The 20,832-nt window shown below is 71.9% G+C and carries 18 protein-coding genes; 8 read left to right on the top strand and 10 right to left on the bottom strand.

The genetic code is table 11. From position 1 onward, the window contains the following. The 9 genes from ABT116_RS13540 to rsmI all read right to left on the bottom strand — a co-directional run. Positions 1-1,806: outer membrane protein assembly factor BamB family protein (locus ABT116_RS13540; protein ID WP_351632028.1), on the bottom strand; the 1,806-nt coding region annotated here is incomplete at its 3' end. 191 nt (positions 1,807-1,997) lie between these two features. Beyond that, the gene (locus ABT116_RS13535; protein ID WP_351632025.1) at positions 1,998-3,809 is read right to left on the bottom strand and encodes an ABC-F family ATP-binding cassette domain-containing protein; all 1,812 of its coding nucleotides are present in this window, start codon (positions 3,807-3,809) and stop codon (positions 1,998-2,000) included. 70 nt (positions 3,810-3,879) lie between these two features. Next, the gene (locus ABT116_RS13530; RefSeq protein WP_351632022.1) at positions 3,880-5,094 is read right to left on the bottom strand and encodes an ankyrin repeat domain-containing protein; all 1,215 of its coding nucleotides are present in this window, start codon (positions 5,092-5,094) and stop codon (positions 3,880-3,882) included. A gap of 66 nt (positions 5,095-5,160) precedes the next feature. Further along, a complete protein-coding gene (locus ABT116_RS13525; RefSeq protein ID WP_351632019.1) occupies positions 5,161-6,060 on the bottom strand; it encodes a 4-(cytidine 5'-diphospho)-2-C-methyl-D-erythritol kinase in 900 nt (299 codons plus the stop codon). Continuing rightward, positions 6,057-6,947, bottom strand: coding sequence for a 16S rRNA (adenine(1518)-N(6)/adenine(1519)-N(6))-dimethyltransferase RsmA (rsmA, locus tag ABT116_RS13520; protein ID WP_351632017.1), 891 nt, complete (start codon positions 6,945-6,947; stop codon positions 6,057-6,059). The genes ABT116_RS13525 and rsmA overlap by 4 nt, the downstream gene beginning before the upstream one ends. Positions 6,948-7,116: 169 nt before the next feature. Beyond that, positions 7,117-8,565, bottom strand: coding sequence for a resuscitation-promoting factor (locus ABT116_RS13515; protein ID WP_351632014.1), 1,449 nt, complete (start codon positions 8,563-8,565; stop codon positions 7,117-7,119). A 130-nt stretch (positions 8,566-8,695) separates the two neighbouring features. Then, positions 8,696-9,586 (bottom strand): TatD family hydrolase, encoded by an 891-nt coding sequence (locus tag ABT116_RS13510; protein ID WP_351632012.1) that lies wholly within the window; start codon positions 9,584-9,586, stop codon positions 8,696-8,698. An 80-nt stretch (positions 9,587-9,666) separates the two neighbouring features. Beyond that, a complete protein-coding gene (locus tag ABT116_RS13505) occupies positions 9,667-10,095 on the bottom strand; it encodes a hypothetical protein (RefSeq protein WP_351632010.1) in 429 nt (142 codons plus the stop codon). Between the two features lie 301 nt (positions 10,096-10,396). Next, entirely contained in the window at positions 10,397-11,245 is an 849-nt protein-coding gene (gene rsmI / locus ABT116_RS13500) for a 16S rRNA (cytidine(1402)-2'-O)-methyltransferase (RefSeq protein WP_351632007.1), read from the bottom strand. A gap of 110 nt (positions 11,246-11,355) precedes the next feature. Here rsmI and ABT116_RS13495 point away from each other — a divergent pair, with 110 nt between their 5' ends. From ABT116_RS13495 to ABT116_RS13485, 3 genes are all read left to right on the top strand, one after another. Further along, positions 11,356-13,104, top strand: a complete 1,749-nt coding sequence (locus tag ABT116_RS13495; protein ID WP_351632005.1) for a dolichyl-phosphate-mannose--protein mannosyltransferase — start codon at positions 11,356-11,358, stop codon at positions 13,102-13,104. 130 nt (positions 13,105-13,234) lie between these two features. Further along, positions 13,235-14,869, top strand: coding sequence for a penicillin-binding transpeptidase domain-containing protein (locus tag ABT116_RS13490; protein WP_351632002.1), 1,635 nt, complete (start codon positions 13,235-13,237; stop codon positions 14,867-14,869). Between the two features lie 103 nt (positions 14,870-14,972). After that, positions 14,973-16,640: a penicillin-binding transpeptidase domain-containing protein gene (locus ABT116_RS13485; protein WP_351632000.1), complete on the top strand. Its 1,668-nt coding sequence runs from the start codon at positions 14,973-14,975 to the stop codon at positions 16,638-16,640. A 9-nt stretch (positions 16,641-16,649) separates the two neighbouring features. Here ABT116_RS13485 and ABT116_RS13480 read toward each other — a convergent pair whose 3' ends face one another. Beyond that, entirely contained in the window at positions 16,650-17,015 is a 366-nt protein-coding gene (locus tag ABT116_RS13480) for an SsgA family sporulation/cell division regulator (protein WP_351631997.1), read from the bottom strand. 168 nt (positions 17,016-17,183) lie between these two features. Here ABT116_RS13480 and ABT116_RS13475 point away from each other — a divergent pair, with 168 nt between their 5' ends. The 5 genes from ABT116_RS13475 (at position 17,184) to ABT116_RS13455 (ending at position 20,796) form a co-directional block, all read left to right on the top strand. Then, on the top strand, positions 17,184-18,242 hold the full coding sequence (locus ABT116_RS13475; RefSeq protein WP_351631995.1) for an energy-coupling factor ABC transporter permease: 1,059 nt from the start codon (positions 17,184-17,186) through the stop codon (positions 18,240-18,242). A gap of 2 nt (positions 18,243-18,244) precedes the next feature. Next, positions 18,245-19,006 (top strand): cobalt ECF transporter T component CbiQ, encoded by a 762-nt coding sequence (gene cbiQ, locus ABT116_RS13470; protein ID WP_351631993.1) that lies wholly within the window; start codon positions 18,245-18,247, stop codon positions 19,004-19,006. After that, entirely contained in the window at positions 18,994-19,761 is a 768-nt protein-coding gene (locus ABT116_RS13465; RefSeq protein WP_351631991.1) for an energy-coupling factor ABC transporter ATP-binding protein, read from the top strand. Before cbiQ ends, ABT116_RS13465 begins: the two co-directional genes overlap by 13 nt. Before the next feature lie 23 nt (positions 19,762-19,784). Beyond that, on the top strand, positions 19,785-20,246 hold the full coding sequence (locus tag ABT116_RS13460; protein ID WP_351631989.1) for a MarR family winged helix-turn-helix transcriptional regulator: 462 nt from the start codon (positions 19,785-19,787) through the stop codon (positions 20,244-20,246). Between the two features lie 103 nt (positions 20,247-20,349). After that, positions 20,350-20,796 carry an organic hydroperoxide resistance protein gene (locus ABT116_RS13455; RefSeq protein WP_351631986.1) on the top strand — a complete coding sequence of 149 codons (447 nt, stop codon included), beginning with the start codon at positions 20,350-20,352 and terminating at the stop codon, positions 20,794-20,796. Positions 20,797-20,832 lie beyond the last annotated feature (36 nt).

Below are 20,832 nucleotides of genomic sequence, written 5' to 3'. Positions count from 1 at the left end.
CATCAACTTCTCCTTCGTGTCGTCGTTCCCGCTCAGCCGGGTCGTCGAGATGTAGAAGCGCCCGTCGACCCAGTCGATCTCCTTGGAGAAGAAGCTGTTCTCGATGTCCGCGGCACCCTCGGGGTTCTGCAGCAGCTTGGACGGCTTGTGGCTGCTGCCGCCGGTCGGGATGGACACGATCTGCCCGCCCGCGTCGTACGACGGCTCCACATAGGCGATGAGCTTGCCGCCCTCGGTCTTCACCGGCAGCATCGACTCGTCGGAGGGCGACTTCACGCGCCACTTCTCCTTGCCGTTGGCGAGGTTGACCGCGACGATCTCGTTGGCGCCGGAGGTGGCCTCGGTCGGCAGGTACAGCGTGGTGTCGTCGACGGCGACGCCCTCGCAGCCCGTGAGGTCGCGCTCGAGGATGGCCCAGCCGCACTCGGGGGCGAAGTCCTCGTCGAAGCCGACCTGGGAGCGGAACTTGCCGCCGGAGGTGAAGGTGGAGATGTTCCAGGCCTTCTTGTCCTCGTTGGTGCTGTAGACGACCAGCGGGCTGACCGAGTAGGTGCGCGCGACCCGCCAGCCCTTGTCGAACGGCTGGGTCCACTTGGCCTTGCCGGTCTTGGGGTCGAGCTCCTGGACCTCGTCGTGCTCCTTGTCGGTGCCGGCGCCGCAGGAGGAGACGGCGATCAGCTTCTCGCCACCGGCGAACGCGGCGGGGAAGCAGGCGTTGCCGTACTTCTTCTTGTCGTAGAGCTTGTCGCCGTTGGTGACGTCGTAGGCCGTGCCGGACTGGGAGCGGCCCACCATCAGCGTCTTGCCGGTGATGGACAGTTCGACGGAGAGCGTGGAGTCGAACAGGGCGCCGTCGGCGACCTGTTCCTTCCAGCCCTTCTCGCCGGTGACCAGGTCGATCTCCTGCAGCTGGTTGCACTTGGCGCGGTCGCTCGCGCCGCTCATGTACGCGACGACGATCTTGTCGTCGGACGTCTTCTGCGGAGTCGTCGCGCAGATCTTCTGCGGGAAGGTGATCGCGTCCCAGGACGGCTTGCCGTCCCCGACGTTGTAAGCGGACAGCTGCTTGTAGGCGGCCTTCACGGCGGTCTTGCCGGTGATCCACATGCCGTCGGCGTCGGCGCCGGAACCGGGCGCGTCGGGCGCCTCCTTGTACCAGAGGACCTTGGCCTCGCCGGCCTGGCGGCCCGCGTTGAGGTCCTCCGGGTCCTCGCCGCCGTCGCCGCTGCCGTCACCGGGGTTGACCGGCGCGGAGGAACCGGCCTTGGCGTCGTCGGACTTCTGGGCGACGGGCTTCTTCTTGCCCTTTCCGTCGTCCCCGCCGGTGACGGCCCACACGGTTCCGCCGACCACGAGCAGCGCGGCGACGGCGGCGCCGATGATCAGGGCGGGCTTGCCCTTGAAGGGGCTGGTCGAGCCGCCCCCGGGCGGAGTGCCGGGCGCACCGGGGTACTGCGGCTGCTGCGGGTAGCCGTAGCCGGGCTGGCCGTACGGGCCCGGCTGCTGCGGCTGACCGTAGGGGCCGGGCTGCTGCGGCTGGCCGTACGGGCCGGGCTGCTGCGGCTGGCCGTAGGGGCCGGGGTTGTACGGCCCCGGCTGTCCCGGCTGCCCGTACGGACCGGGCTGCTGCGGAGGCTGCTGCGGGTAGCCGTACCCCGGCTGCGGCGGGCCCTGCGGGGGTGGCGTCTGGGGCGGGCCCTGGGGCGGTGGCGGGGTCTGTGGTGCCCCGTGGCCACCGCCCTGCGGCGGCTGGTTCTGCGGTGCTCCGAAGCCACCGTGCGGCGGCTGACTGGGCGGCTGAGTCATCAGCGGCTCCCCCGTTCGATCACTGATTTTTAGCCACACCCTGAGATGCCCAAGGGGCTCAGAGATGCTTCATAAAGTTCTAAGACGGCTCTTTCTATCACTCCGTTCCGACAGCACAGCGGGCCGATCACCCCCTGTTCCCAAGGGAGGACCGGCCCGTGATGCCGCCGTTATGCGCCTTCACGCACCCTTCACGCGTCCTCGGCCAGTTCCAGCCAGCGCATCTCCAGCTCCTCGCGCTGACCGGCCAACTCCCGCAGCTCGGCGTCCAGTTCGGCAACCTTCGCGAAGTCCGTGGCGTTCTCGGCGATTTGCGCGTGGAGCTTGGTCTCCTTCTCGGAGACCTTGTCGAGCTGCCGCTCGATCTTCTGGAGTTCCTTCTTGGCTGCGCGCTGGTCGGCCGCGCTCTTCTCCGGGGCGGCGGACTGCTGCTGCGCGGCGGCGGGGGCCGAGGCGGCCGCGGCCTCCTCCATGCGCTGCCGCCGCTCCAGGTACTCGTCGATGCCGCGCGGCAGCATGCGCAGGGCGCCGTCGCCGAGCAGCGCGAAGACGCGGTCGGTGGTGCGCTCGATGAAGAACCGGTCGTGGGAGATGACGATCATCGAGCCGGGCCAGCCGTCGAGGACGTCCTCCAGCTGCGTCAGCGTCTCGATGTCGAGGTCGTTGGTGGGCTCGTCGAGGAAGAGGACGTTGGGCTCGTCCATGAGCAGGCGCAGCAGCTGGAGCCGGCGGCGCTCACCACCGGACAGGTCGCCGACGGGCGTCCACTGCTTCTCCTTGCCGAAGCCGAACGTCTCGCACAGCTGCCCGGCGGTCATCTCGCGTCCCTTGCCGAGGTCGACTCGCTCGCGCACCTGCTGCACGGCCTCCAGCACGCGTGTGGCGGGGTCGAGTTCGGCGACCTCCTGGGAGAGGTAGGCCAGCTTCACCGTCTTGCCGACGCGCACGCGCCCGCCCACGGGCTGGGTCTCGCCGTCGGTCCGGGCCGCCTGGGCCATGGCCCTCAGCAGCGATGTCTTGCCGGCGCCGTTGACACCGACGAGGCCGATCCGGTCGCCGGGTCCGAGCTGCCAGGTGACGTGCTTGAGGAGGACCTTGGGGCCCGCCTGGACGGTGATGTCCTCCAGGTCGAACACCGTCTTGCCCAGCCGGGTGGAGGCGAACTTCATCAGCTCGCTGCTGTCCCGGGGCGGCGGTACGTCGGCGATGAGCTCGTTGGCGGCCTCGACGCGGAAGCGCGGCTTGGACGTACGGGCGGGCGCCCCGCGGCGCAGCCAGGCCAGCTCCTTGCGGACGAGGTTCTGCCGCTTGGCCTCCTCGGTGGCGGCGATGCGCTCGCGCTCGGCCCGGGCGAAGACGTAGTCGGAGTAGCCGCCCTCGTACTCGTAGACCGCGCCGCGCTGGACGTCCCACATGCGCGTGCACACCTGGTCGAGGAACCAGCGGTCGTGGGTGACGCAGACGAGGGCCGACCGGCGCTTCTGCAGATGGCGGGCCAGCCAGGCGATGCCCTCGACGTCGAGGTGGTTGGTGGGCTCGTCCAGGACGAGCAGGTCCTGCTCCTCGATGAGCAGCTTGGCCAGTGCGATCCGGCGCCGCTCACCGCCGGAGAGCGGGCCGATGACGGTGTCCAGTCCCTTGGGGAACCCGGGCAGGTCGAGCCCGCCGAACAGGCCGGTGAGCACGTCCCTGACCTTGGCGTCGCCCGCCCACTCGTGGTCGGCCATGTCGCCGATGACCTCGTGGCGGACGGTGGCCTCGGGGTCGAGGGAGTCGTGCTGGGTGAGCACGCCGAGGCGGAGCCCGCCGGAGTGCGTGACCCGCCCGGTGTCGGCGCTCTCCTGCTTGGCGAGCATGCGGATGAGCGTGGTCTTGCCGTCGCCGTTGCGGCCCACGACACCGACGCGGTCCCCTTCGGAGACGCCGAGGGAGACGCCGTCGAGCAGGGCACGGGTGCCGTACACCTTGCTGACGTTCTCGACATTGACCAGGTTGACGGCCATTACTCTCCTGCCAAGGGGGATGGATCGACCCTCCAGGGTAGTCGCGCGCGGGGGTGCTCCGGCCGGGCGGTCAGCCGCCGTCCGCGGCTTCCCGGCGGCGCTGGTAGCGCCACACGTCCATCAGCCGCTCGTCGAACGGCTGCTCCGGGTCGACGGGGCCGATCCGGTGCTCGGCCTCCACGCAGCGCGGGTCGTCGCGCACGGCCAGGCCGGACACCGCGCCGATGCGGATCACCTGCCGTTCGTCATGGGTGAGCGTGACCAGCGCGTCCCCCACCTCGGGCTCGCTCCCCCGGTGGTGGGCGAGCCAGTGGCACACCGCCTCGCGTACGCCGGGGTCCTCGTCACGGGCCAGGGTGAGCACGGTGGTGAGGCTCTCGGGGCGGTGCACGGTCTGCGGCACCAGTGCGCGCACGCTCGGGTCCGGGTGGGTGAGGTACGACAGCCCGACGGCCTCGACCTCCGGGGCGCTGTCGTGGGTCATCGCATGCAGGAGAACCGCCAGCACCTGCGCGTCCTCCTCCTGTTCCGCCCACGGCACGAGCTCGCGCCCCCGTTCCCAGAACGGCTGGCTTCCCTTGACGATGTCTCCGAGGATCAGGGACAGCAGGAGGTCGGCCGCGAGCAGGCGGTGCGTCCGGTCGGGGTGGTTGAGCAGGTCCCGGCTCCACAGCCAGGTCTCCTCGTCGGTCCGCCGGCCGAGCGTGAACACGACGTCGCACCACACGACGTGGTCCCGGTCGGGGTGGGCGAGGGCCCGGGCGACCAGCTCGTCGAAGGGCGTGCGGGTCCCGTAGCGCTCTTCCATGGAGGTGAGCACCGCCCGGTGCTCGTCACGCACGGTCGTCCCGCCGAGCGTGAGCTGCTCGGACCACCAGCCGACCTCGTCGTCCTCGACCCGGATCCGCTCGACGGGCCCGGTGAGGCCGGTGAGGCGGCGCAGTACGGCCTCGGCGCCCGCCTCCGACCAGCGCCTGGCCCGGTCCAGCAGTTCGGCGCGCGCCGGTGCCGGGAGCGGGATCCGGCTGGTGGCGAGCGCGGAGGTCATGAGGTGCGACCCGCCGTCCACCGCCCGCAGCAGCGGGGTGCTCCCGTCCGGCAGCGGGCGCAGGGGGTCGGCTCCGGCCTGGAGCAGCGCCTCGGCGACGGGCCGGTCGTACGCCGCCACGGCGAGGCACAGGACCGGGAGGCCGTCGTGGAGGGTGTCGGGGTCGGCCCCTGCCTCCAGCAGTGCCGTGACCTCGTCCACCGCTCCGCGCCGTACCGCCTCGACCAGTTCCCGCACGCCTGTCCCCCCCGTCGTGAAACAACTGGGGGAGCCTAGGCGCCCGGCCGCGGCCGGGGCACATGATCAACGCCCGGCGATCGTCGCCCCGGGGGCGGGGCCAGAGGCCGTACGCACCGTTCGGCACGTTCCCGACGCCAGCAGGGCCTGCGCCACCGCGGCCGCCGACTCCGGGCCACGGACCAGGAAGGCGGTGGTCGGTCCGGAGCCCGAGACGAGCGCGGTGAGGGCACCGGCGGCCCGGCCCGCGGCCAGGGTGCCGGCGAGTTCCGGGAAGAGGGAGAGGGCCGCGGGCTGGAGGTCGTTGGAGACGGCGGCGGCGAGCGCGTCCGGGTCGCCCTTGGCGAGCGCGGCGATGAGTTCCTGGGAGGCGACGGGCTCGGGGATGTCCGTGCCCTCGCCGAGCCGGTCGAACTCGCGGAACACCGCGGGGGTGGACAGGCCTCGCCCGGCCATCGCGAACACCCAGTGGAAGGTGCCGCCGACCTCCAGGGGCGTCAGCTGCTCGCCCCGCCCGATGCCGAGGGCCGCCCCGCCGACCAGGCTGAACGGCACGTCGCTGCCCAGCTCGGCGCAGATGTCGAGCAGTTCCTCGCGGGAGGCGCCGGTCTGCCACAGGGTGTCGCAGGCCACCAGGGCGCCGGCGCCGTCCGCGCTGCCGCCCGCCATGCCGCCGGCGACGGGGATGTCCTTGGCGATGTGGATGTGGACGCCGGGGCTGCGGCCGTACCGCCCGGCGAGCGCCTCGGCGGCCCGCGCCGCCAGGTTCGTGCGGTCCAGGGGGACCTGGTCGGCGTCCGGGCCCTCGCAGGTGACGCGGAGCTCGTCGGCCGGGGTGACGGTGATCTCGTCGTAGAGGCCGACCGCGAGGAAGACGTTGGCGAGGTCGTGGTAGCCGTCGGGGCGGGCGGCGCCGACCCCCAGCTGGACGTTGACCTTGGCCGGGACGCGGACCGTGACGCTCACGCGGGCTCCTTCTCCTGCTGCCGGTTCGCCTTGTGCTCGGCGATACGCGCGAACTCTTCCACGGTCAGCGACTCGCCCCGGGCCTGCGGCGATACCCCGGCGGCGACCAGGGCCTCCTCGGCGGCGGCGGCCGATCCGGCCCAGCCGGAGAGCGCGGCCCGCAGCGTCTTGCGGCGCTGGGCGAACGCCGCGTCGACGACGGCGAACACCTCGCGCTTGGCGGCCGTCGTCTTCAGCGGCTCGGTGCGGCGGACCAGGGAGACCAGGCCGCTGTCGACGTTGGGCGCCGGCCAGAACACGTTCCGCCCGATGGCACCGGCGCGCTTGACCTCGGCGTACCAGTTGGCCTTGACCGAGGGGACGCCGTAGACCTTCGAGCCGGGCGGGGCGGCGAGCCGGTCGGCGACCTCCGCCTGGACCATGACGAGGGTGCGTTCGATGGTCGGGAAGGTGTCGAGCATGTGCAGCAGAACGGGGACGGCCACGTTGTAGGGGAGGTTGGCCACCAGCGCGGTCGGGGCGGGCCCGGGCAGCTCGGTGACGTGCATGGCGTCCGAGTGGACCAGCGCGAACCGGTCGGCGCGTTCGGGCATGCGGGCCGTGATGGTCGCGGGCAGCGCCCCGGCGAGCACGTCGTCGATCTCCACCGCCGTGACCCGGTCGGCGGCCTCCAGCAGCGCGAGGGTGAGCGACCCGAGCCCCGGGCCGACCTCGACGACCACGTCGTCGGGGCGGACCTGTGCGGTGCGGACGATCCGGCGGACGGTGTTCGCGTCGATCACGAAGTTCTGTCCGCGTTGCTTGGTCGGGCGTACGCCGAGGGCGGCCGCGAGCTCGCGGATGTCGGCGGGGCCCAGGAGGGCGTCGGGGGTGGGGCTGCTGGTCACGGGACAAGGGTACGGGGGGTTGTGTGGACGCCTGGTGCCGCGGCAGGCAACGTGCGCCCGTGAAGGAGCGGCGTCCGGTGCGTGCTCCCGGCATGCCGGGCGTCGCGACGGGCCGAACGTCCTCTGCCGCGGCACCAGGGCCGACGACCGGAGCCTTCTGCAACACCCTTCAGCCGTGCAGCCGTCCCCCGCAGTGCGGCCAGGGGCTCGTTCCTCGCCGCACATAGAGCTTCTTCGCCCGGTACGTCTGTTCCGCCGCCGGGGCGTCCTGGGGGCGGCCGTTGCCGCCGAGGGCCTGCCAGGTCCGGGTGTCGAACTGGTAGAGGCCGCCGTAGGTGCCCGAGGAGTCGACCGCGTCGGGCCGGCCGCCGGACTCGCAGGCCGCGAGGCCCTGCCAGTCGAGGTGGTCCGCGCCCTGCACGGACGCCGGGCGCTGCTTGGTGCCGACCTTGACCAGCTGCGGGCGCGGCTCGCGCACCACCTCGGACCTGATCCGGCGCGGTTTCTGCGGGACTCCGTTGACCGTGCGCAGGACGAAGGTGACCCGGCGCAGCCCCGGCTCGCCCGCCCGCTCCACGACCTCCGTGCCCCGGAACAGGGCCGGGTCCTCCGTCCGCCGCACCTGGAAGGGGATGGGCTCCTCGCGGACCTCTCTGCCGCCGGTGATCCGCAGCACCGTCACGGTCTGCCCGTCGCGTGGGAAGCCGCCCTGCGGGACCGAGGTGGTGTCCTGGCCGTGCAGGGTGATCCCGGCCTCCTCGACGACCTCCCGGACGGTCGCCGCGTTGGTGCGCACCGTGCGGGCGCGGCCGTCCGCCATGATCGTGACCGTGCGCTCGGTCCGCACGTCCAGGGCGAGTCCCCCGCGTCCGATGCGCCGGGAGCGCGGCGCGGACACGTACGCGCCTTCGTGCCGCACACCGAGCTCCCGCAGCGCCCCCTCCACCGTGTGGGCGGTCGTCCACACCTCGCGCCGGTGTCCGTCGAGGGTGAGCCGCACGGGACGGGCGAAGTGCACGGCGACCTCGTCGCCGCTGCTGATCCTCGTGCCGGGCCCGGGCGCCACCACGTCGTGGGCGCCGACCCCGACACCCTCGTCCGCCAGCAGCTCGGTGACGTCGTCGGCGAACGTGTGCAGCGTGCGGGCCTTGCCGTCGACGTTCAGCTCGATCGCCTTGTCCTTGGCGACGAACGCCGTGGTGCCGCCCGCCAGGAAGGCGACGACGAGGGCCTGCGGGAGCAGCCGCCGCATGGGGCTGTCCGGGCGCTCGGCGTAGCGCGTCTTGCGCCGGCGCGCGGACCTGCGGTGCGAGCCGCCGGTGCGCGCCGCGGCACGCGACCCGGCGCGTGCTCCCAGGCCCGGCTCGGGGTGGCCTACGGGCCCGGGCGCGGGCTCGTCGTCCGGAGCGCCCTGCCGGGGCAGCACGGGCAGGGTCGGCTCGTAGGCGGGCCGGTAGGTGTCCGCGTACGCGCCGGGTGGCGCCGGCGTCCCGTGGACGAGGGTCTCGGCGCTGTGCAGATCGGCCGGCGACACGTCGAACCCGCCGCACACCGGGTCGGCGTAGGCGGGGCCATACGTCTCGTACGCCTTGTACGTCTCGTACCGCGCGTTGCTCACGCCGACACGCTCCAGGGGCCGGAGGGGGTCCAGAGGGGTCCGGATAGGGCCCCCAGAACCTAGCGGAGCGATCGTCACTCTCCAAAGCGACGCGACTACGCACAGTCGTACGGTGAGGTGAGCGGCCGGGTCAGTAGCCGAACGCGCGTGCCGTGTTCGCGCCGAGGGCCGTGGCCAGCGTGTCCTCGTCGATGCCGCGCACCTCGGCCATGGCCCGCACGGTGATCGGCACGAGGTAGGGAGCGTTGGGCCGCCCGCGGTAGGGCGCCGGGGTGAGGAAGGGCGCGTCGGTCTCCACGAGGAGGAGCTCCAGCGGGGCAACCGCCACCGCGTCCCGCAGGTTCTGGGCGTTCTTGAAGGTGACGTTGCCGGCGAACGACATGAAGTAGCCCGCGCTCGCGCAGATCCCGGCCATCTCGGCGTCGCCGGAGTAGCAGTGGAAGACGGTCCGCTCAGGAGCGCCCTCCTCCTTCAGCACGCGCAGGACGTCGGCGTGGGCCTCGCGGTCGTGGATGACCAGGGCCTTGCCGTGCCGCTTGGCGATCTCGATGTGGGCGCGGAAGGAGCGCTCCTGCGCCTCCTTGCCGTCGGGCCCGGTGCGGAAGTAGTCGAGGCCGGTCTCGCCGACGCCCTTGACCTGCTCCAGCGCGGCCAGCCGGTCGATCTCGGCGAGGGCGTCGTCCAGGGCGGCCTGACCGCCGGGTTCGCGGGCGCCCTGCCGCGACCACCCGTCGGGGTCGCCGTGCACGATCCGGGGCGCCTCGTTCGGGTGCAGGGCGACCGTCGCATGGACGGCGTCGTGGGCCGCCGCCGTCTCGGCCGCCCAGCGGGAGCCCTTGAGGTCGCAGCCGACCTGCACGACCGTCGTCACTCCGACCGACGCCGCCTTCGCCAGCGCCTCCTCGACCGTGCCGGACTGCATGTCCAGGTGGGTGTGGGAGTCGGCGACCGGCACCCGGAGGGGCTCCGGGAGGGGCGGGGCCGCGTTCTTGTCCGGGCGGCCGGCATCGTTCGAAGGCATGCACCGATCCTACGAAAGGGGTACGCCCTCCCCGGTGGGGGAGGACCGGGGAGGGCGTCGGAACAAGGCAGCCGGACGGGTCAGCTCGCCTTGCGCTGGAAGGGGTGCAGCAGGTCGGACAGGTGCCAGTGGTGGTTTTCGCGCTGCTCCTGGCCGGCCGTCGCCCCGGCCTCGGCGTCCGCGGTGGGCCCCTCCACGGGCCCGGCGGGGGGCGCCACGCGGTGGGGCCGGTGAGCCGCGTCACGCGCCGACGCGACCCGCCCGGGCCGCATGATCCGCACGATGTGACTGTCGCAGTTGTGGCACTCGGGCTTGCTCAACGGGGAGGGCACCACCTTGCCGTCGGTCACGTAGAGGACGAACTCGTGGCCCGCGGCGTCCGTGTGGTGCTCTATCTCGTACGACTGCTCCCAGCCGTGCCCGCACCGCATGCAGGCGAAGGAGTAGGACTCGTTGACGACTGCGGTCGCACCGGCGCGGAGCCCGGTCTGCCCTGCGATCTCACTCATGCCAGCTCCTGTTGGTCCGCTGTGGCGTGAGGACGATTCCGTCCCCGCGACCCAGTGGACTCCTCGGCCGGACCGATGGCAGCAGACCTGTCGTCTATTGGCCCCGATTTGGGCGTCCCTTGCCCCTGCGCCCTTTGCGCTTTGCCCACCCATGGGGCGCGCGCTCAAACGACATGCGCCCTGCTCAGAGGGTGTTCAGCGCCCCATTGAGGAACGCCCCGTCAGGGGCGCGGGGAACTGCGCGATCAGCCCCACACAACCCGCGCCCCGCAAAGCACACGGAACCCCACCCCGAGCCCGGTCACCCCGCCGCGTTCTTCGCAGCGACCACGGCATCGAAAACGAGCCTCTTGGGCACCCCCGCCTCGACCGCCACCGCGGCGATCGCCTCCTTGCGCCGCTCCCCCGCTTCCTCCCGCACCCGGACCCGCCGCACCAGCTCCTCGGGCCCGACCTCCTCGGGCCCCTTCTCCGGCGCCCCCTCCACGACGACGGTGATCTCCCCGCGCACGCCCTCCGCGGCCCACGCGGCCAGCTCCCCCAGCCCGCCCCGCCGGACCTCCTCGTACGTCTTGGTCAGCTCCCGGCACACCGCGGCCCGCCGCTCGGCCCCGAACACCTCGGCCATCGCCGACAGCGTGTCGTCGAGCCGGTGGGGAGCCTCGAAGTAGACGAGCGTCCGCCGCTCGTCGGCGACCTCCCGCAGCCGCCCCAGCCGCTCCCCCGCCTTGCGCGGCAGGAACCCCTCGAAGCAGAACCGGTCGACGGGCAGCCCGGACAGCGCGAGCGCGGTGAGCACCGCGGACGGCCCGGGCACGGCGGTGACCCGCACGTCCCTCTCGACCGCTGCCGCGACCAGCCGGTAGCCCGGGTCGGACACCGAGGGCATCCCCGCGTCCGTGACGAGCAGCACCCGCGCCCCGCCCACCAGCTCTTCGACCAGTTCCGGCGTCCGGGCGGACTCGTTGCCCTCGAAGTACGACACCACCCGGCCCTTGGGGGTGACGCCGAGCGCCTGGGTCAGCCGGCGCAGCCGCCGCGTGTCCTCGGCGGCGACGACGTCGGCTCCGGCCAGTTCCTCGGCGAGCCGGGGCGGGGCGTCCGCGATGTCGCCGATGGGGGTGCCTGCGAGTACGAGGGTTCCGATCACGGTCCCATCCTCCCAGGGGCGGCGGGCGGGCACTCCTCCCAGGGGCGGAGGATGCGGACGCATACGGCCATGCACGGGACTCACACAGAACGGTTCCCTACGATGGCGCGGTGACCAGTACCGCGTCCTCCACGGACACCCGTCAGGGCCAGGCGCCGCTCGACCAGCGGCCGTCCTGGCAGCAGCGGCTGCGCCGCTTCGGCTACCAGGGGCAGCCCGGCAGCGACGCCCGCGACGTCCGTGACCGCCTGGTGCCGCCGTACACCGAGCCCTCCCCGCGTCTGTGGGCCGCGCTCGGCGTCCCGCACACGCTCGCGGGCCGGCTGGTGCGCTGGTCGGGCTGGATCGGCCCGCTGCTCGTCACGCTGCTGGCGGGGGTGCTGCGGTTCTGGAATCTGGGCAGCCCCAGGGCGGTGATATTCGACGAGACGTACTACGCCAAGGACGCGTGGGCGCTGGTCCACCGCGGGTTCGAGCTCAACTGGGACAAGAACGCCAACGACCTGGTCCTGTCGTCGGGCGGCCACGTCACGCTCCCGGCGGACGCGGCGTACGTCGTGCACCCGCCGGTCGGCAAGTACGTCATCGGGCTCGGCGAGCTGATGTTCGGCTTCGACCCCTTCGGCTGGCGGTTCATGACCGCGCTGCTCGGCACGCTGTCCGTGCTGCTGCTGTGCCGGATCGGCCGCCGCCTGTTCCGCTCCACCTTCCTGGGGTGTCTCGCGGGCGCGCTGATGGCGGTGGACGGCCTGCACTTCGTGATGAGCCGCACGGCACTGCTCGACGGCGTGCTGATGTTCTTCGTGCTGGCGGCGTTCGGCTGTCTGCTCGTCGACCGGGACAAGGCCCGCGCGAGGCTCGCCGCCGCGCTGCCACTGGACGAGGACGGCCGGGCGCGGCCCGACCGGCACACGGCCGAGACGGCCCGCCTGGGATGGCGCCCCTGGCGCTGGGCCGCGGGTCTGATGCTGGGCCTGGCCATCGGCACGAAGTGGAACGGCCTCTACATCCTGGCGGCGTTCTGCCTGATGGCGGTGTTGTGGGATGTCGGCTCGCGGCGGGTCGCCGGTGCCCGTCACCCGTACTCGACGGTCCTCAAGCGCGACACGGGCCTCGCGTTCCTCGCCACGGTCCCGGTCGCCCTGGTCACCTACCTGCTGTCCTGGACCGGCTGGATCCTCTCCGCCACGAACGGCTCCGGCGGCTACTTCCGCAACTGGGCCGCGACCAGCGGCAAGGGCGGGAGCTGGACCTTCCTGCCCGACTGGCTGCGCAGCCTGTGGCACTACGAGCACCAGGTCTACGAGTTCCACGTCGGCCTGTCGTCGCCGCACACGTACCAGTCCAACCCGTGGAGCTGGCTCGTCCTCGGCCGGCCGGTGTCGTACTTCTACGAGTCCCCGGCCCCCGGCAAGGACGGCTGCCCCGCCGACGCGGGCGAGAAGTGCGCCCGCGAGGTGCTCGCGCTCGGCACGCCGCTGCTGTGGTGGGTCGCCTGCTTCGCCGTCCTGTACGTCCTGTGGCGCTGGTTCTTCCGCCGCGACTGGCGCGCGGGCGCCATCGCCTGCGGCATCGCGGCCGGCTACCTGCCCTGGTTCATGTACCAGGAGCGCACGATCTTCTTCTTCTACGCCATCGTGTTCCTGCCGTTCCTGTGCCTGGCGGTGGCGATGCTGCTCGGCGCGATCATCGGCCCGCCCCGCTCCTCCGACACCCGCCGCGTCGCGGGCGCCACGGCAGCGGGCGTCCTGGTCCTCCTGATCACCTGGAACTTCATCTATTTCTGGCCGCTGTACACGGGCCAGGCCATCCCGATCGACGACTGGCGGTCGCGGATGTGGCTGGATACGTGGGTCTGATCTACGTTCGGTCAAAAATCGAAACGCCTGTCCCGTTAGTAACCGCTTACGCATAGAGTGCTCCCGGGATTCGAGCTTTCTGAACGCGTTCAAGGGGGCGCGGAAGGCTCAACGGGGAGGGGACCACCCGATGAGCAAGGGGGTCAGAGCCGCCGTCATAGGCGGGGTGTTCGCGGTGATGGTGGGTGGGGCCGGGTACGGCGCCTACAACATCGTGAGCGCCCTGAGCGGTGACGGGGGCGGCGCGGGCGGGGTCGCGGCGGAGAAGCGGACGGGGCCTCCCGGCAAGGACGAGGTCAAGGAGACCACGGCCGCGTTCTTCAAGGCCTGGCAGACGGGAGCGTCGGCGAAGGCGGCGTCGTACACCAACAACGACGCGGCCGCCGAGCAGCTGCTCAGCGCCTTCGCCGACGACGCGCACATCACCGACGTGAAGATCACGCCGGACGCGGCCCGGGGCACCACCGTGCCGTACACGGTGAAGGCGAAGGTGGCCTACGACGGGAAGTCCAAGCCGCTGAGCTACCGGAGCGAGCTCAACGTCGTGCGCGGGCTCACCACGGGGCGGGCGCTCGTCGACTGGCAGCCGTCCGTCGTCCACCCCGAGCTGAAGAAGGACGACACCCTCGTCACCGAGAAGTCGGCCACCCCGCCCATCGAGGCCGTCGGCCGCGACGGCACGGAGCTGACCAAGGAGAAGTACCCCTCCCTCGGCCCGGTCCTGGACGCCCTGCGCGACAAGTACGGCGAGCAGGCCGGCGGCACCCCCGGCATCGAGCTGGTCGTCCGGCACAACGGCGACGGCGCTCCCGACACCCCGCTGCTCGCCCTCGCCAAGGGCAAGCCGGGCAAGCTCACCACCACGATCAGCCCGAGCGCGCAGGCGGCCGCCGAGAAGGCGGTCAAGCGGTTCACCCAGTCGTCGGTGGTCGCCGTCAAGCCCAGCACCGGCGAGGTGCTGGCCGTGGCCAACAACCGCACGGACGGCTTCAACGCGGCCTTCGAGGGCCAGTCGGCACCCGGCTCCACCATGAAGATCATCACCGCCGCGATGCTCATCGACAACGGCGTGACCTCGATGAACGGCCCGGCGCCCTGCCCCGACACCGCCGTGTGGCAGAGCCAGACGTTCAAGAATCTGACCGGTATGAAGCCCGATGAGAACGCCACGCTGGCCAACAGCTTCCTGCGGTCCTGCAACACCGCCTTCATCAAGCTCATCGACGAGAAGCCGCTCACGGACGCCTCGCTGACCCAGGAGGCCGAGAACCGCTTCGGGCTGGGACAGGACAACTGGAAGACCGGCATCGTCTCCTTCGACGGCAGCGTGCCCGCGGTCGACGGGCCGGACCGGGCGGCGGGCGCCATCGGACAGGGGCAGGTCCAGATGAGCCCGCTGAACATGGCCTCGGTCACCGCGACCGCGATCACCGGGGCGTTCCGCCAGCCCTATCTGGTCTCGCCGAAGCTGGACGGCCGGGAACTGGCACAGGCCGAGGGTCTGCGGTCGAGCACCGCGAGCCAGCTCAAGCAGATGATGCGGCTCACCGCCACACAGGGCACCGCGGCCCGGGCCATGGCCGGACTCGGCGGTGACATCGGCGCCAAGACGGGTTCCGCCGAGGTCGACGGCAACGCCAAGTCCAACAGCTGGTTCACCGGATTCCGCGACGACATCGCGGCGGCGGCCATGACCGAGGAGGGCGGCCACGGCGGCGACGCGGCCGGGCCGATTGTCGCAGCCGTGCTACGAACAGGTGGCTGATCTCACCTTCGAGGAACGGGACTCTAGGGTGGTGGCCGTCGTTGAGAGTTGGGACAGCTGAGGGCGACGGGGACCCTGGGGATTCGCGGAGGAAAGAACAGCAGTGGGCAACAGAAGGCGCGTCGCCGAGCGACGGAAGACGAGACCCGCCGTGATCGGCGGGATGATCGCCGTGGTCGTCGCGGGCGGCGGGGCCGGTGCCTACGCGCTGTTCGGCGGCGGTGCCGCCGCCGACGACGGGTCGCGGGCAGCGGACCAGAAGGCCGAGGTCAAGACCGGCCCGCTGTCGCCGGCCGAGGTCACCACCACCGCCCGCGCCTTCCTCACCGCCTGGCAGTCCGGAAAGATCACGCAGGCCGCCGCCACCACCGACGACCCCTCCGCGGCCCGGCCGCTGCTCACCGGCTACACCAAGGACGCCCACATCGAGGACGTCACCCTCACCCCGGGCAAGCCCGCCGACGACAAAGTGCCGTTCTCCGTCAAGGGCACGGTGTCCTACAAGGGAACCGACAAGCCGCTGACGTACGACAGCACCCTGACCGTGACGCGCCGCACCACCGATGGAAAGCCCCTGGTCGACTGGCACTCCGCGGTCGTCCACCCCGACCTGAAGGACGGTGACACGCTGGTGACCGGTGAGGCGGGCACGCCCCCGGTCAAGGCCCTCGACCGGGACGGCGGGGAGCTGACCACGAAGAAGTACGCCTCCCTCGGCCCGATCCTGGACGGACTGCGCGAGAAGTACGGCAAGGAGGCCGGCGGCAAGGCCGGTATCGAGCTGCGGGTCGTGCGCGGCAAGGCCGCCAAGGCGAAGGACCTCTCCGACAAGACCCTGCTGGAGCTGAGCGAGGGCACGCCGGGCACGGTGAAGACCACGCTGGACCCGGCCCTCCAGGCGGCCGCCGAGAAGCAGGTCGGCAAGAAGGCCAAGTCGTCCGTGGTCCTGCTGCGGGTGTCGACCGGCGAAATCCTGGCCGCGGCCAACGCCTCCCGCGGCTTCAACACCGCCTTCCAGGGCTCCCTGGCCCCCGGCTCCACGATGAAGGTCATCACCTCGTCGCTGCTGCTGGAGAAGGGCCTGGCCTCGGCGGACAAGAAGCACCCGTGCCCGAAGTACTTCACGTACGGCCACTGGAAGTTCCAGAACGACGACAAGTTCGAGATCAAGAACGGCACCTTCAAGGCGAGCTTCGCCCGGTCCTGCAACACGGCCTTCATCAGCCAGGCCCCGAAGCTGAAGGACGACGACCTCACCAAGGAGGCCCAGCAGGTCTTCGGCCTGGGGCTGAACAACTGGGCCATCGGTGTGCCGTCCTTCGACGGCGCGGTGCCGGTGCAGTCGGCGGCCCAGATGGGCGCCTCGCTGATCGGGCAGGGCGGGGTCCGCATGAACCCGCTGAACATGGCGTCGGTCTCGGCAACGGTCAAGGCCGGCACCTTCCACCAGCCCTACCTGGTCTCCCCGGACGTGGACGGCCGCAAGCTGGCGAAGGCCTCCCGCACCCTGCCCGCGAGCACCCTGTCCCAGCTGCGGGAGCTGATGTCGTACACGGCCGCGTACGGCACGGCCGCGGAGGCGATGGCCGGGGTCGGCGGCGACGTCGGCGCGAAGACCGGGTCCGCCGAGGTCGACGGGCAGAAGAAGCCGAACGGCTGGTTCACGGCCTACCGGGGTGACCTGGCCGCCGCGGGCGTGGTCCAGCAGGGCGGGCACGGCGGCTCGACGGCGGGTCCGATCGTGGCGGCGCTGCTGAAGCTGGGCGGCTGAGCGCGGGGCTCAATGGGTGACGGGTTCCGCGGCGGCCATGTAGGTCCGCCGCAGGAACCGCAGCAACGCCTGCCGCTCGAACTGCACCACCGACACGCCCTGCGCGGTGTGGAACTCCACGACGACCTGCACCCGGCCGCAGGGCCACACCCGTACCTCGCCGCTTCCGGCGGGGGCGCGCAGCCCCTCCTCCAGCAGCTCGCGGGCGAAGGTCCATTCGCCGCCCCCGGCCCCGGGCAGCGCCATGCGCACCTTCCGGGGGTCGTGGTCGGGGTCGTACCGCAGCCTGACCGGAACCGCCTCCAGCTCGTCGACGAGCGGGACGGCAGCGTCCGAGACGATGTGGGCTCGCGCGTACTGCTCGACTACGGACATCGGACGGCCCCTTCACCGTGCGCAATCCGAGTGGAAACCGTGCGTCCACTCCTTCTCCAATGTCGCATATTTTCCGGATTGCGCCCGTGGAGCCGGACATATCACGGGTGAGATAAAACGAGCGTCACGCTCTTGCAAACCATTCGCATCAAGCCACATCATCGAACGGTGCATGTACCTGACGGATTCATCAACGCGCCCACCTCCGCCGCCACCGGTGTGATCGCCGCGGGCGCCGTCGCCGTGAGCCTGCGCGGCGCACGCCGCGAACTCGACGAGCGCACGGCGCCGCTGGCCGGACTCGTCGCGGCGTTCATCTTCGCCGTGCAGATGCTGAACTTCCCCGTGGCGGCGGGCACCAGCGGCCATCTGCTCGGCGGTGCGCTGGCGGCGATACTCGTCGGCCCCTACACCGGGGTCCTGTGCGTCTCCGTCGTCCTGCTGATGCAGGGCATCCTCTTCGCGGACGGCGGTCTGACCGCGCTCGGCGTGAACATCACCAACATGGCGATCGTCACGACGGTCGTCGCCTACGCGCTCTTCCGCGGCCTGGTGAAGGTGCTGCCCCGCACCCGCCGGTCGGTCACCGCGGCCTCCTTCGTCGCCGCCCTGGTCTCCGTCCCGGCCGCCGCGCTGGCCTTCACGCTGATGTACGCGATCGGCGGCACCACCGACGTCTCGATCGGCAAGGTCGCCACCGCCATGGTCGGCGTGCACGTCCTGATCGGCATCGGCGAGGCCGTGATCACCGCGCTCACCGTCGGCGCGGTCATCGCCGTACGCCCTGACCTGGTGTACGGGGCACGCGGTCTGACGCAGAAGCTCAAGCTGCGGGTGAACGGCGAACTGGTCGACGCGCCCGATGCCGAGCCCGCCCCCGTGGCCGCCCGGACCTCGCACCGCAAGGTGTGGGCGGCGGGCCTGGTCGCCTCCCTCGTGCTGGCCGGTTTCGTCAGCTTCTACGCCTCGGCGAACCCCGACGGCCTGGAGAAGGTCGCCGCCGACCACGGCATCGACAAGAAGGCCGAGGAGCACTCCACGGCCGGCTCCCCGCTCGCCGACTACGGCGTCGAGGACGTCGACGACGCCCGCCTGTCCGGCGGGCTGGCGGGGGTGATCGGCGTGGGCGTGACGGTGGTCGCGGGCACCGGGGTGTTCTGGGCCGTGCGCCGCCGCCGCACGAACGACACCTCCCCGTCGGACACGACGAGCGTGTCGAGCATCTGATCATGGGAGCAGGGCACGCGCACAAGCTGTACCGGCACGGGCACTCGCCCGTGCACGGCCTGCCGCCGCACACCAAACTCGCGGCCGTGTTCGCCTTCGTGGTGGTCGTGGTGTCGACCCCACGCGAGGCGATGTGGGCGTTCGGGCTGTACGCCGTGCTGCTCGGGGCCGTCGCCTGCGTCGCGCGGGTGCCCGCCGCGTTCCTGCTCAGGCGGCTGCTGATCGAGGTGCCGTTCGTCGCGTTCGCGGTGCTCATGCCGTTCGTGGCGGAGGGCGAGCGGGTGGAGGTCCTCGGCCTGTCCCTGAGCGTGAACGGCCTGTGGGGCGCCTGGAACGTGCTCGCCAAGGGCACGCTCGGCGTCGCGGCCTCGGTGCTGCTGGCCGCCACGACCGAGCTGCGCGAACTGCTGCTGGGCCTGCAGCGCCTCAAGCTCCCGCCGCTGCTCGTGCAGATCGCGTCCTTCATGATCCGCTACGGCGATGTCATCACCGAGGAGATGCGGCGCATGCGCATCGCCCGGGAGTCACGGGGCTTCGAGGCCAGGGGCGTCAAGCACTGGGGCGTGCTCGCCAAGTCGGCGGGCGCGCTGTTCATCCGCTCCTACGAGCGCGGCGAGCGCGTGCACCTGGCCATGGTCAGCCGCGGATATGCCGGCTCCATGCCCGTCATCGACGAGGTGACCGCGTCCCGGGCGCAGTGGTCGTACGCCCTCGCCCTCCCCTGCGCCGCTCTGCTCGTCTGTCTGCTGGGATGGACCCTGTGACTGCTTCTCTCGAGGTCTCCGGCCTCGCCTTCGCCTACCCCGACGGGCACCAGGCCCTCTTCGGCGTCGACTTCTCGGTCGCGCGCGGTGAGCGGGTCGCGCTGCTCGGTCCGAACGGCGCCGGCAAGACGACCCTCGTGCTGCACCTCAACGGCATCCTGACCGGCGGCGCCGGCACGGTGACGGTGGCCGGGCTGCCCGTGGACAAGCGGAACATGGCCGAGGTCCGGCGCCGGGTCGGCATCGTCTTCCAGGACCCGGACGACCAGCTGTTCATGCCGACGGTCCGGGAGGACGTGGCGTTCGGGCCCGCGGCGGCCGGGCTGAAGGGGCCCGAGCTGGAGGCGCGTGTCGAGCGGGCGCTGGAGCGGGTCGGCATGGCTGAGTTCAAGGACCGCCCGCCGCACCATCTCTCCTTCGGCCAGCGCCGCCGGGTGGCCGTCGCGACCGTGCTGGCGATGGAGCCGGAGATCCTCGTGCTGGACGAGCCCTCCTCCAACCTCGACCCGGCCTCCCGCCGCGAACTGGCGGACATCCTGCGCTCCCTGGACGTGACCGTGCTGATGGTCACCCATGATCTTCCGTACGCCCTGGAGCTGTGCCCGCGCTCCCTGGTCCTCAGCGACGGGGTGATCGCGGCCGACGGGCCGACCGGCGAGCTGCTCTCGGACGAGGAGCTGATGCGGGCCCACCGTCTGGAGCTGCCGTTCGGCTTCGATCCGCGTTCCGTCCCGGTGGCACCGGCCCGTCCGTGACACCCGTCCGTGACAATGGGCGCGTGACGAACGAGGAGAGCGACGGATCGCTGCTGCTGGACGAGCAGCTGTGCTTCGCCCTGTACGCCGCGCAGCGCGCGGTGACGGCGGCGTACCGCCCGCTCCTCGAAGAGCTGAGCCTCACCTACCCCCAGTACCTGGTGCTGCTGGTCCTCTGGGAGCGCGGCGAGACCACCGTCAAGGACTTGGCCGCGGCGCTGCGCCTCGACTACGGCACGGTCTCGCCGCTGCTGAAGCGGCTGGAGGCGGCCGGTCTGGTACGGCGTGAGCGGTCGGCGCGGGACGAGCGGTCGGTGCTGGTGGCCGTGACGGGGCGCGGGCAGGAACTCCGGGAGCGGGCGGGCCGGGTGCCCGGTGCGCTGCTCACGGCGACCGGGCTCGACGCGGCGGAGGCCGGGCGGCTGCGTGCGGAGCTGGTCCGGCTGGCCGAGCGGGCGGAGTCGGCGGCGGACCGGTCCCGCTGAGGGTTACCCCCGGTTGCCCACCCCCTGGGCGCGCCAGGCCGGTTACCGACCAGTACCTTGTGCACGATGTGTTTGTGCGCACTTGGTTCCGGGGGAGGACAGCATGACTGACGGCCCCGCCGTCGACACCCGCCCGACGAAGATCATGTACGTGGCGGAGGCCACCGCCCACGGCGGCCGCGAGGGCTATGTGACCAGCCAGGACGGTCAGCTCGACCTCAGGGTCGCGATGCCCCCGCAGCTCGGCGGCGACGGCAACGGCACCAACCCGGAACAGCTCTTCGCGGCCGGCTACAGCGCCTGCTTCCACAACGCCCTGATCCTCGTCGGCAATCGCGAGGGCTACGACCTGACCGGCTCCACGGTCGCCGCGAAGGTCGGCATCGGCCCCAACCAGCAGCGCGGCTACGGCCTCGCGGTCGCCCTCAGCGTCTCGCTGCCGGTCGTCGACGCCGACCTCGCGACCAGGCTGGTGGACGCGGCCCACGAGATCTGCCCGTACTCGAACGCGACCCGCGGGAACATCGACGTGACCATCCTGCTTGGCTAGAGGGGCAACCAGCGGCGCGGCGGCGAGACGAGGAGT

The sequence above is a fragment of the Streptomyces sp. NPDC002130 genome, assembly GCF_040296465.1.
Taxonomy (GTDB): Bacteria; Actinomycetota; Actinomycetes; order Streptomycetales; family Streptomycetaceae; genus Streptomyces.
Note: the sequence above shows the minus strand (reverse complement) of the source record. Positions and strands in the feature narration are given on the sequence as shown.